Origin of the sequence: Streptococcus infantis, assembly GCF_000960085.1 — a bacterium.
In the GTDB taxonomy this organism is placed as follows: domain Bacteria; phylum Bacillota; class Bacilli; order Lactobacillales; family Streptococcaceae; genus Streptococcus; species Streptococcus infantis_C.
The window spans coordinates 19213-31114 of sequence record NZ_JYGT01000010.1 but is presented as its reverse complement, the minus strand read 5'-3'; the positions used below and the strand labels follow the sequence as shown (position 1 = coordinate 31114).

The 11902-nt window shown below is 39.3% G+C and carries 9 protein-coding genes and 2 pseudogenes; all 11 read right to left on the bottom strand.

Going from position 1 to position 11902, the window contains the following annotated elements; all coding sequences use genetic code 11:
* Positions 1 to 136: 136 nt before the first annotated feature.
* The 11 genes and pseudogenes from alaS to TZ94_RS07485 all read right to left on the bottom strand — a co-directional run bounded on the left by alaS (position 137) and on the right by TZ94_RS07485 (position 11890).
* Positions 137 to 2755, bottom strand: coding sequence for an alanine--tRNA ligase (alaS, locus tag TZ94_RS07535; RefSeq protein ID WP_045615652.1), 2619 nt, complete (start codon positions 2753 to 2755; stop codon positions 137 to 139).
* A gap of 15 nt (positions 2756 to 2770) precedes the next feature.
* On the bottom strand, positions 2771 to 3256 hold the full coding sequence (locus tag TZ94_RS07530; RefSeq protein ID WP_045615650.1) for an LURP-one-related/scramblase family protein: 486 nt from the start codon (positions 3254 to 3256) through the stop codon (positions 2771 to 2773).
* Between the two features lie 272 nt (positions 3257 to 3528).
* Positions 3529 to 3984, bottom strand: a pseudogene (locus TZ94_RS10055) (PASTA domain-containing protein); the annotation flags it as partial.
* A gap of 749 nt (positions 3985 to 4733) precedes the next feature.
* Entirely contained in the window at positions 4734 to 5639 is a 906-nt protein-coding gene (locus TZ94_RS07520; RefSeq protein ID WP_045615646.1) for a GIY-YIG nuclease family protein, read from the bottom strand.
* 158 nt (positions 5640 to 5797) lie between these two features.
* A pseudogene (locus TZ94_RS10050) lies at positions 5798 to 6048 on the bottom strand (hypothetical protein).
* A gap of 148 nt (positions 6049 to 6196) precedes the next feature.
* Positions 6197 to 7267, bottom strand: coding sequence for an ABC transporter substrate-binding protein (locus tag TZ94_RS07510; protein WP_045615644.1), 1071 nt, complete (start codon positions 7265 to 7267; stop codon positions 6197 to 6199).
* Positions 7264 to 8037 (bottom strand): ABC transporter permease, encoded by a 774-nt coding sequence (locus TZ94_RS07505; protein ID WP_045615642.1) that lies wholly within the window; start codon positions 8035 to 8037, stop codon positions 7264 to 7266. Before TZ94_RS07505 ends, TZ94_RS07510 begins: the two co-directional genes overlap by 4 nt.
* Positions 8034 to 8840, bottom strand: a complete 807-nt coding sequence (locus TZ94_RS07500) for an ABC transporter permease (protein WP_045615641.1) — start codon at positions 8838 to 8840, stop codon at positions 8034 to 8036. The genes TZ94_RS07505 and TZ94_RS07500 overlap by 4 nt, the downstream gene beginning before the upstream one ends.
* On the bottom strand, positions 8821 to 9978 hold the full coding sequence (locus TZ94_RS07495) for an ABC transporter ATP-binding protein (protein WP_045615639.1): 1158 nt from the start codon (positions 9976 to 9978) through the stop codon (positions 8821 to 8823). The genes TZ94_RS07500 and TZ94_RS07495 overlap by 20 nt, the downstream gene beginning before the upstream one ends.
* A gap of 138 nt (positions 9979 to 10116) precedes the next feature.
* Positions 10117 to 11022, bottom strand: coding sequence for a UDP-N-acetylmuramate dehydrogenase (gene murB / locus TZ94_RS07490; protein ID WP_045615637.1), 906 nt, complete (start codon positions 11020 to 11022; stop codon positions 10117 to 10119).
* A gap of 115 nt (positions 11023 to 11137) precedes the next feature.
* The gene (locus tag TZ94_RS07485) at positions 11138 to 11890 is read right to left on the bottom strand and encodes a YhfC family intramembrane metalloprotease (RefSeq protein WP_045615635.1); all 753 of its coding nucleotides are present in this window, start codon (positions 11888 to 11890) and stop codon (positions 11138 to 11140) included.
* Between the last annotated feature and the right edge of the window lie 12 nt (positions 11891 to 11902).

The window sequence follows — 11902 nt, the reverse complement described above, 5'->3', positions numbered from 1 at the left end:
TAAAATTATATTTATATTATATAATCTCGCTATTAAAAAGGCAACTCAAATTATTAAAGGTTATATCAAGCAAATTGTGAATTAAAATGAGCTTAATATAGAAAAATACCTATCCAAATGGATAGGTATTTTTTGATTACAATTTACCTGCTACTACATCCAATAATTCTTGGATTTTCGCTTGGTTGCTTCCTCCTGCCATGGCCATGTCTGGTTTACCACCACCACGTCCATCAACGATTGGAGCCAATTCTTTGATCACATTACCTGCATGCACATCTTTTGTCTTGCTGGCTACAAGGACATTCACTTTATCACCGATGGCTGCGACAAGAACAAGCACATCAGAGTAGTCTTTTTGTTTCCAGTTATCCGCAAAGGTACGAAGGGCACCTGCATCTGATACAGATACTTGGCTGGCAATGTAACGGTGGCCGTTTGCTTCTTGAACTTTCTTGAAGACATCGCCTGCTGCCGCTGCTGCTGCTTTTTCCTTCAATTCTGCATTTTCTTTTTGCAATTGACGAAGTTGTTCTTGAAGACCTTCCACCTTGTGAGGTACTTCCTTGAGTTGAGGTGCTTTCAAGGTTGCTGCGACTGATTTCAGAGCGTCTTCTTGTTCACGATAAGCTTCAAAGGCTTCCTTACCGGTCACAGCCAAGATACGACGAGTTCCTGATCCAATCCCTTCTTCTTTGACAATCTTGAAGAGGCCAATTTCAGAAGTGTTACCTACGTGGGTACCACCACAGAGTTCCACTGAGTAGTTCCCGATAGTGACAACACGGACTTCCTTACCATATTTCTCACCAAAGAGGGCCATAGCTCCCATTTCTTTAGCTGTATCAATATCAGTCTCAACAGTTTCCACTGCAATGGCTTCCCAAATCTTCTCATTGACTTGTTGTTCAATAGCGCGCAATTCTTCAGGCGTTACCGCTTGGAAGTGAGTGAAGTCAAAGCGAAGGAATTCTACCTCATTCAGAGATCCCGCCTGAGTGGCGTGGTGACCAAGGATATTGTGAAGGGCTGCATGGAGCAAGTGAGTGGCTGTGTGGTTCTTCATGACACGAAGACGACGATTCGTATCAATTGCCAAGATGTATTCTTGGTTCAAAGCAAGAGGAGCAAGAACTTCAACGGTGTGCAATGCTTGTCCGTTTGGTGCTTTTTGAACGTCTGTTACAGTCGCTACGACATTTCCTGCAGCATCCATGATTTGACCGTGGTCCGCAACTTGTCCACCCATTTCAGCGTAGAATGGTGTTTCTGCAAAGATCAGTGACGCTGTTCCTTCAGATACAGCTTCTACTTCCGCGTTGTCCGCTACGATAGCCACCAACTTAGAAGGCAATTGACTAGCATTGTAGTTGAAGACACTCTCAACAGTGATGTTTTGAAGGGTTTCATTTTGCATACCCATAGATCCGCCTTTAACAGCAGATGCACGCGCACGTTCTTGTTGTTCCTTCATGGCTGCTTCAAAACCTTCACGGTCAACCGTCATACCAGCTTCTTCAGCGATTTCTTCTGTCAATTCTACTGGGAATCCGTATGTATCGTACAATTTGAAGACGTCTTGACCAGCGATAACCGTTTGACCTTTTTCTTTCAAGTCTGCTACGATTGTTTCTGCAAAGTGTTGACCTGAGTGAAGGGTACGAGCAAATGACTCTTCTTCGCTCTTGACGATTTTTTCGATAAAGTCACGTTTTTCAAGCACTTCTGGGTAGTAGCTTTCCATGATTTTTCCAACAGTTGGAACGAGTTTATAAAGGAAAGGCTCGTTGATGCCCAATTTTTGACCATGCATAGAGGCACGACGGAGAAGACGACGAAGGACATAACCACGACCTTCATTTCCAGGAAGAGCACCGTCCCCAATAGCGAATGAAAGAGAACGGATGTGGTCTGCAATGACCTTGAAGCTCATGTTGTCGCCATCTTGGTCGTAAACCTTACCAGACAATTTCTCAACTTCACGGATAATTGGCATGAAGAGGTCTGTTTCAAAGTTTGTCTTAGCCCCTTGGATAACCGCCACCAAACGCTCTAAACCAGCACCCGTATCAATGTTCTTGTGAGGCAACTCCTTGTACTCACTACGAGGTACAGCTGGATCAGCATTAAATTGTGACAATACAATGTTCCAGATTTCGATGTAACGGTCGTTTTCGATATCTTCTGCAAGCAGACGAAGACCGATATTTTCTGGGTCAAAGGCTTCACCACGGTCAAAGAAGATTTCTGTATCTGGTCCAGAAGGCCCCGCACCGATTTCCCAGAAGTTGTCTTCGATTGGGATCAAATGACTTGGATCTACTCCCACTTCGATCCAGCGGTTGTATGAATCTGTGTCATCTGGATAGTAAGTCATGTAAAGTTTGTCTTTAGGGAAGTCAAACCATTCAGGACTTGTCAAAAGCTCATAAGCCCACGTAATGGCTTCGTCACGGAAGTAATCCCCGATTGAGAAGTTCCCCAACATTTCAAACATAGTATGGTGACGAGCAGTCTTCCCTACGTTTTCAATATCATTGGTACGGATAGCCTTTTGAGCATTGGTAATACGTGGGTTTTCAGGAATGATGGTTCCATCAAAGTATTTCTTAAGAGTGGCAACCCCTGAGTTGATCCACAAAAGTGTTGGGTCGTTTACTGGAACCAAGCTAACAGATGGTTCTACTGAGTGGCCTTTTGTAGCCCAGAAATCAAGCCACATTTGGCGGACTTGTGCACTAGATAATTGTTTCATAATGTCTCCTTTTTACTAATTAGATTGGCTTTCTAGCATTTCCACATAGTCGATAGCGACACAGAGGGAAATGACTAGGTCTGCATAAGATTCGTCGTAGACTGTTACAGTATAGGTAGAGGTTAAATGAAAAAGTTCCTTGGTAATCTCAGCAATCACTTGATCACGATCATCTAGGAGTCTAAAATTCAAATCCCATATATTGCCTTCGATACGAAGACCGAGATTATCAAATTCATACTTATCTCTAAAGAAAGTCAGCTTCTTCCGAATATAGAAACTATCTCCATTACTTAATTGAATCTCAAAACGTGGCATGAAGGTAAGAATTTCTTTACTAATTCCACTGACCTGTTCACCAACTGCATCATAGATGGTAAAGGTCTTTGGAATCTTTAAAAATGAACCCTCAACCTGATAGGCAACATTGCCCATTTCATCTTTGATATCAAATCGTTCGCCACCTAGACGAAACTTTTGTTTGACAAGAAATGTTTTCATAAGCACCTCCAAAAATAAAAGACAAATCCATATCACGAAGGGCGAAAAACCGCGGTACCACCTTCATTCAATGAACTTGTCATTCTTTGATTCTTATGCAATTGTTACAATCGAGTAGCATGATTTTCTATCTTAGATGGCTCGCAGCACCGCCAATTCTCTGAACTAAGATGGAGAGAAAATCAATTCTCAACATTCCTATTATACTGTTTTTTTATCTTGGGGTCAAGGTAAATGCCATGAATCATAAATTTAGCTTTAAATCTCTTAATTTACCTAGAGCGGCCTTGTGATGTTTGAGTAGTTTTGGGCTTATATATTGAAATTTTAATTCGTGTATTGTTCAAATCTACACCTTCACCTGGTTTTGGACTTTGGCTAACTACAGTCTCTTCAGCAGTTCCTTCTGGAGCTGTGGAGACTTCTACCACTTCAATATTAGCCTCTTTTACACCTACTATATGAATCAAGTTATTCTTGGTAAATTCAAGGCTTGATCCAATATAACTTGGCATAGGAACGCTTGTTACCTTCTTGGCAACGGTCAAAGTAATTTCCGTCGCCTTACTAAGATCATAAGTGGTTCCTTCTGGCAGACTTTGTTTCATAACAAGACCTGCCTCTGTTTCACTTGATTCTTCTTCTACAATCTTAATGAGATTTTCAGGAACTTTTTTCTCCTTGAGCTCAGCAACCACATCTATTGATTTTCGGCCAATAAAGTTTCCAATATATACTCTTGTAGCCTGTGGTCTAGTAGTGGGAGACGTTGTTGAAGTTTGTTTATCTTGAGATTTACTAGTACTAGGTGAACTTTTGGTTGTTGAACTAGTCGAGGTTTCTGAAGTAGTTGGTTGAGTTGAATGATTATTACTGTTATGAGTATAAGATGATTTAGACTTGGTCATACCTATGAGAAAAGTTCCAATTATCGCTAATAAAAGTAAGCTTATAGCTATTCCGAAAAACCACTTTATTCTACTTATTTTTTGTCTACGACGCTCTAATAATTCATTCTGTTCTCTTTCTGCCTGTTGTTTTAACCGAAATTGCTCCGCAGCCAAACGTTCTCTTTCTTTTTCTCTTTCTTTCTCAAGTGTATACTCATCATACTCAGCTTCTGCTTCTGCTAGAAGTATCTGAATTCTACCTCTCTCGTCTTCTGATTCAGCTTTAGCCCACATTTTTTTTAAACCAAATATATTATCTTTATACTGTTGCTCTATACGTAGTTCTAATTCTCTCTGATGTCTAGATTCCTCTTCCCATTGCCTCTGTCGTTCTAACTCTTTTAATGTTTCTTGTTGTTCTCGAGCAAGACGATTTTGTTCATCTAGTGCTTCCTGTTGCTTTTGGTTAGAAACTTTCTGTTCCCATCTCTGCTGTTCCAACAAGTTATTCTGTCTTTTTAGCTCTTGATTCAATTCTTCTTCTCGACGAGCTTTTTCCCAATCATTCCAATTATTCATAGACCCTCCTAATTTGCATTATAACCATGTTCTTTAGATTTTAATACTTTCTTCCAATATCGTTCACGTTGGAGTGCTTTTTGTTTTCCAACTTCATTCTTTGGAAAAATCTCTAATAAACTATATTGGAAATACTTTTTAATATAACTTATTCCATATTTTTCGACTATTTCATACAATCTTTTATTTGGATAACGATTCTCTTCCATTTCGGATTTATCATATCCTTCACTTAAGTATGTAGACCATCTTCCATAAACTCCATTATCTCCATAAGCAGAGCCAACATAGAGCTTTCCTGTCTTAGCATCAGTAATAACATAGACACCATAAACAGCTGAAAGATATTGTCTCCAAGAACTATTTGTCCAATTTTTCTTTAATTCTTGATAAGAAAATGAGATATTTTCATAACCTGGAAATTGAGAGGTTTGATTAAAATAGGAGATACTGCTTACAGATTCTACTACAACTGATTCAATTATTTTAGGATTGACATAAAACCATGATTGGCCTGTGTTGGTATAATTGACCAAAACTTTTTCTATAAACTTATCATACTCTATTAATCGTTCAGCTAAAGCAAACTTGACATGATGGTTCCCATAGGCCACTTTCTTTATCTGACTATTCTTTTCTTTTATAAGATAGGCACCAACAAAAAGCCATTTATGGTATTCTACTTCTATAAATTGAAACTGAATTTCATTTCTACGATTTCGACTTTTTTTATCTGAACCATTACTTAAAATCCAAGGCAAAAAATCTTCAGATCCACTGATATAATCTTCAACAAAACTGTAATCATCCCAATTCTTATTAAATCTCAACTTAATACGACAACCTTTGTACTCTAATTGCGATAATAGCTCATTAAATCTGAAAATATCCTTCAAATATATCTTATTATCCATATTGCATTTCCCTTTAATTTTTATAGAGAGTATCTGCATAATTTCGCTCTCATATATTATTATTATAAAGAAGACCTTAATAGCAGTCAAGGTATTAATTTTTTTCAAAAATTTCTGGAAATTATATTCTATAAAAAAACACTCCCTACAATCTCAGATTACTTTTTCAGGATATATTTTTTCTTACTGCCGTTTTTCTTTTTATCCCAACTTTTATTCCAAGTTTTCGAATTGCTAAAGATAGCTATGAAAATATTTGCAAATATAAAGTAACCTATCACCAAATGTATGGAATCCGTTGTTAGATATTGCCGATCCAAACCATCCTTTAAATGGAATAGTATAATTGTTTCGTTAACAATCAAAAAGGTTGGCCAGTAACTTTTTTGAAAAAAGTAGACATTTTAATGATTTGTTACCGCTTTCTATTCGTATAAACTTAGTATACTACGAGGCTATAAAATAAGCAAATAGGATAGTAAAAATAAACAACTATACAAATTACTTTCTATTCAAAAAACGAACCAGCTAACTGATTCGTTTTTTTATATTTACTCCTACTTCCGGTACATCTTAAACTGTAGGAAGAGGTCGCTGTAGATTCCTGTCCATTTATGGTCAAATTTTTCATAAACTTCTAGGTGTTTCATAGTATCTGCGTCTGGATAGAAGGACTTATCCTCTTTTGTCTCCTCTGGGAGCATTTCCTTAGCAGCATTGTTTGGTGTTGAATAGCCGACATACTCAGCATTTTTCAGAGCATTTTCAGGCTTCAACATGAAGTTGATAAAGGCATAAGCTGCATCCTGGTTCTTAACTGTCTTTGGTATCACCATATTATCAAACCAGAGGTTACTTGCTTCTGTAGGTACAACGTATTTGAGGTTAGGATTCTTTTCCAACATCTGGCTAGCTTCCCCTGAGAAAGTCACACCGATAGCAGCATTGTTCTGAATCATGTAGCCCTTCATCTCATCGGCTACAATTGCCTTGATATTAGGTGTCAGCTCATAAAGTTTATCGACCGTTTGTGACAGTTGCTCTGGATCTTTTGAGTTAAGGCTATAGCCTAATGAGTTAAGACCTAAACCAAGTACTTCACGCGCCCCATCAAAGAGCATGATAGAATCCTTGTACTCTGGCTTCCAGAGGTCATCCCAATGTTCAGGTGCTTCTTCTACCATGGTTTCATTGTAGACAATTCCCAAAGTTCCCCAGAAGTATGGGATAGAGTACTTGTTGTTTGGGTCAAATGACTGATTGAGAAACTCTGGACCGATATTCTCAATTCCCTCAATCTTACTATAATCCAGTGGAACCAGGAGGTCTTCATCCTTCATCTTGTTAATCATGTACTCACTCGGGATGGCAATATCATAGGTTGTCCCACCCTGCTTGATTTTCGTGTACATGGCTTCGTTGGAGTCAAAGGTTTCATACTGGACTTGGATTCCTGTTTCTTCTGTAAATTTCTCCAGAAGTTCTGGATCGATATAGTCTCCCCAGTTGTAGATAACCAATTTTTGACTATCCCGACTATTAATTTTACTATCAAGATGATAAGAAATTCCCCATAAGACGAGGATAATCGCAAGAATGCCTGCTAAAAATGAATAGAGTCGTTTCATGCTTTTTCCTCCTTCTCACGTGAAATAAAGTAATAGCCGACAACCAGGATAATACTAAAAAGAAAGACCAAGGCAGAAAGAGCATTGATTTCAAGCGAAATTCCCTTACGAGCTCGAGAGTAGATCTCGACTGAGAGGGTTGAAAAACCATTCCCCGTTACAAAGAAGGTCACGGCAAAGTCATCTAATGAATAGGTGAAAGCCATGAAATAACCTGCAATGATAGACGGTGTTAGGTAAGGAAGCATAATTTCCTTGAACATTTGGAACTGACTAGCTCCAAGGTCATAGGCCGCATGAATCATATCCCCATTCATCTCTTTCAATCGTGGCAAAACCATGAGCACTACGATTGGAATGGAGAAGGCCACGTGACTAGACAGAACAGTCAGAAAGCCAAGAGAAAACTTGAGTTGTGTAAAGAGAATCAAGAAACTAGCACCAATCATAACGTCTGGAGCAACCATCAAAATGTTATTGAGTGATAGAAATGCTTCTTGGTATCTTTTACGTGATTGATAGATGTAAATAGCACCAAAAGTCCCAATGACAGTCGCAATTAAGGCTGATAGGAAGGCTAGCAAAAAGGTCTGAACCAAGATGAGCATGAGCCTTCCATCGCCAAACATGGTTTCAAAGTGAGACAAACTAAAGCCTGTAAAGCTATTCATATCATCCCCGGCATTAAAGGAGTAACCAATCAAGTAAAAGATTGGCAAATAGAGGACGATAAAGACAAAGGCTAGGTAAAGATTTGCAAATTTTTTCATCGTTCTCTCCTTTCCTTAGTCACCCACATAGTGATAAACATAGTCAGGATAAGAACAACACCGATAGTTGACCCCATACCATAGTTGTCGTTAGTCAGGAAGTTCTGCTCGATGGCAGTCCCCAAGGTAATCACTCGGTTCCCCCCAATCAAACGAGTCAACATGAAGAGGCTCAGACTTGGGATAAAGACAGATTGGACACCACTTCGCACCCCGTTCATAGACAGAGGGAAGATGACATGACGGAAGGTTTCCCACTTGGTTGCACCGAGGTCATAGCTAGCATTGATGAGATTGTTATCCATATCATCCAAGACATTGAAGATGGGCAAAATCATAAATGGAAGCTCGATGTAGCTTGCTACAAAGATAAATGAGAAATCGGTAAATAGCAACTGCTGCGAACCGATTCCGATAAATTCGAGGAATTGGTTGATAGAGCCATTTTGCCCAAAAATACCGATAAAGGCATAGGCCTTAAGGAGCAAGTTGATCCAGGTTGGCAAAATGATCAGCATAAGCCATAGTTGACGGTGTTTGAGACGAGTCAAAAAGAGGGCTGTTGGGTAGCTGATAAGTAGCGCCACTAAAGTTACAATTCCTGCATAGAGCACTGAGTTAAAACTCATTTTGAGATAGGTCAAGTTTTGTGACGCAAAGTAGGATTTATAGTTTTCTAAACTGAACTGGCCTTCGATGTTGAAAAAGGATTGTCCAAAAATCAAGACCAAGGGTGCCAATACAAAGAGTGCAATCCAAAGCATATAGGGCACTACAAAGAGTTTAGAGGTTGTTTTCTTCATCTCTTTCCTCCTCAATAGCGTTAATCAAACCTGCTTCGTGTTCTTCGATTTCTACGTACTCTTCGATACGAGCATCGAACTCTTCTTCTGTTTCATTGAGACGCATGATGTGGATATCTTCTGGTTCAAAGTCAAGACCGATTTCCTCACCAACAATGGCCTTACGTGTTGAGTGAATCATCCATTCATTGCCGAGTTCATCATAGGCAATAATCTCATAGTGAACCCCACGGAAAAGTTGGGTATCAACCTTCACTTGGAGCTTCCCTTCTTCTGGAAGAGTAATGCGCAAGTCTTCTGGACGAATGACGACTTCGACTGGTTCGTTTGGCTTCATACCACCGTCGACCGCTTCAAAGCGTTTGCCGTTAAACTCCACCAAGTAGTCCTCAATCATGGTTCCTGGCAAGATGTTTGATTCACCAATGAAGGTGGCAACAAAGTGGTTGATTGGCTCATCGTAGATGTCCACTGGTGTACCTGACTGAACAATTTCACCATCATTCATAACGAAAATCCAGTCACTCATAGCCAGGGCTTCTTCCTGATCGTGGGTAACAAAAACAAAGGTAATACCCAATCGTTGTTGCAATTCACGCAATTCGTACTGCATGTCGGTTCGCAACTTCAGGTCAAGAGCTGACAAAGGCTCATCCAAGAGGACCACACGTGGTTGGTTGATAATCGCACGCGCAATCGCTACACGTTGACGTTGTCCTCCAGAAAGCTTACGAATAGAACGTTTTTCAAAACCTTCCAACTGTACCATCTTAAGTACTTCTAGCACACGTCGTTCGATTTCTTTCTTATCGACCTTACGCAAACGCAATGGAAAGGCAACATTTTCAAAGACATTCATATGTGGGAACAAGGCATAAGACTGAAAGACTGTATGAACATCGCGCTTATTGGTCGGGATATCATTGATTCGCACGCCGTCCAACAAAATATCACCAGTCGTTGCATCCAGCAAACCTGCGATGATATTGAGGATGGTTGATTTACCAGATCCTGAGGCACCGAGAAGTGTGTAGAACTTCCCTTCTTCCAACTCAAAGTTAATATCCTTGAGAACCTTAGTGTTGCTATCTTCAAAAACTTTAGAAACGTTTTTGAATTCGATAATTGGTTTTTTCAATTCCTCTAAATTCCTTTTTCTTCGTAAATTAACAGATTGGGACCTTTTTGAATGCTAGAAAGAAGCTTAGGACAAAAAATGGCCTAAATCTTATCTAGCGATAAAATCCCAATCTTTGAATGATGTGTAAAAATAATGTTATTCGTGCTCACCCAGAATACGAACTTCTCTCTCGAGGGTAACGCCTGAATGTTCTTTAACTTTTTCAATGACAGACTCAATTAAATCTTCGTAATCTCTAGCAGATCCATCAGCTACATTTATCATAAAGCCTGCATGCTTTTCTGAGACTTCGACACCACCGATACGGTAGCCCTTCAAACCAGCTTCTGAAATCAATTGACCTGCAAAATGCCCAACCGGACGTTTAAAGACTGAACCACAAGATGGATATTCCAACGGTTGTTTAAGTTCTCGTAAATGAGTCAAGCGTTCCATTTCTTGTTTGATAGTCTCATAATTTCCTGGAGATAGTGCGAATTTAGCTGATAAGACGATTGCTCCAGATTCTTGAATGGCTGAATGACGATAACCAAAGGCTAAGTCTTTGACAGATAAAGTCTCGATTTCACCATCTTTTGTTAAAACCTGACACGATTGCAAGATATGAGCAATCTCACCACCATAGGCACCAGCGTTCATAAAGACAGCACCACCGACGCTTCCTGGAATTCCACAAGCAAACTCAAAGCCCGTCAAACTATGACGCAGAGCGATTCGAGTAGTTTCAATCAAGTTAGCTCCAGCTTCTGCCTCAATCGTATAACCATCAACTGTAACATTATTCAATTTGTCACACATGATTACAAAACCACGAACTCCACCTTCACGAACGATAATATTACTTGCATTTCCAAGAACCATCCATGGGATATTTTCTTGATTGGCAAATTTAACGACACGAGCCATCTCGTAGCGATTACGAGGAAAAACTAAGTAATCTGCCTTCCCTCCAACTTTTGTATAGGTATAAGTTTTCAATGGCTCATCGAATCGAATGTCAATTCCTTCTAAGGTTTCTTTTAATTTATCTAATACAGTCATTCTTCTTATCCTTTTATAAAATTCATTCCATTATACCATTTTTAGCGATTTTTTTCGATGATTTGAAAAGCTTTTTTATTCATACAAATTAAAAAGAGGCTAGGCCTCTTTTAGTTTATTGTTTTTTATAAAAAATTGACTTTGTAAAGTATACAAATAAAACAACTTCCACTGCTAACAATCCTTCGACAAGAAGCGGATTTGAAATCCAACCAACCTGTGAAAGACTAGGAGCTAGATCGAATAAGGCGTGCAAACCATAAGCAGCTACTAGGTAAATCCAATTCTTTTGACGGACTGCTTGATAAACCCAGAAAGAGAGACCAATTTGCATAACAAGAGCAAGCACACGCTCAACACCGAGTAAATAAACCTGCCATCCAGATAGAGATTGGACTGTTTCGAGTGTAGTTTTGGGAAGGAGATTTGCTACATCGGGATTTGGAGACTCTAATAATGAAAGGAGGATCAAAAGACTAATCAAACTTCCCATTCCGAGGTAGAGCAACTCCAAGCCACCATGACCAAGTCCATAGGCGAGGGCATCCGAATCTTCTAAGTTTCTCTTCTTCTCCAACCATTTAAAGAAGACAAGGCGAGCTGTTTCTTCAAAGAGAGCTGCCATAGCAATTCCATAAAGGACATATAAAAAAGGTTGCTCCTGCATAAGCGAAATGGTTCCATCTTTTTGTGGATGAAGCACCAAAAGGTGAACGATTTTCTCCAAGACTTGAGAAGAAACAAAGAATGCCACTGCCCCAAGACCTAAAACTGAAAGGTTAATCTTGTATTTCTTTTTTGCATACCAAATGGCTGCTATAAGAAATACAACTAAAGCTATCATAGTAATTATTACATGAATTTTCATATTTGACTCCCT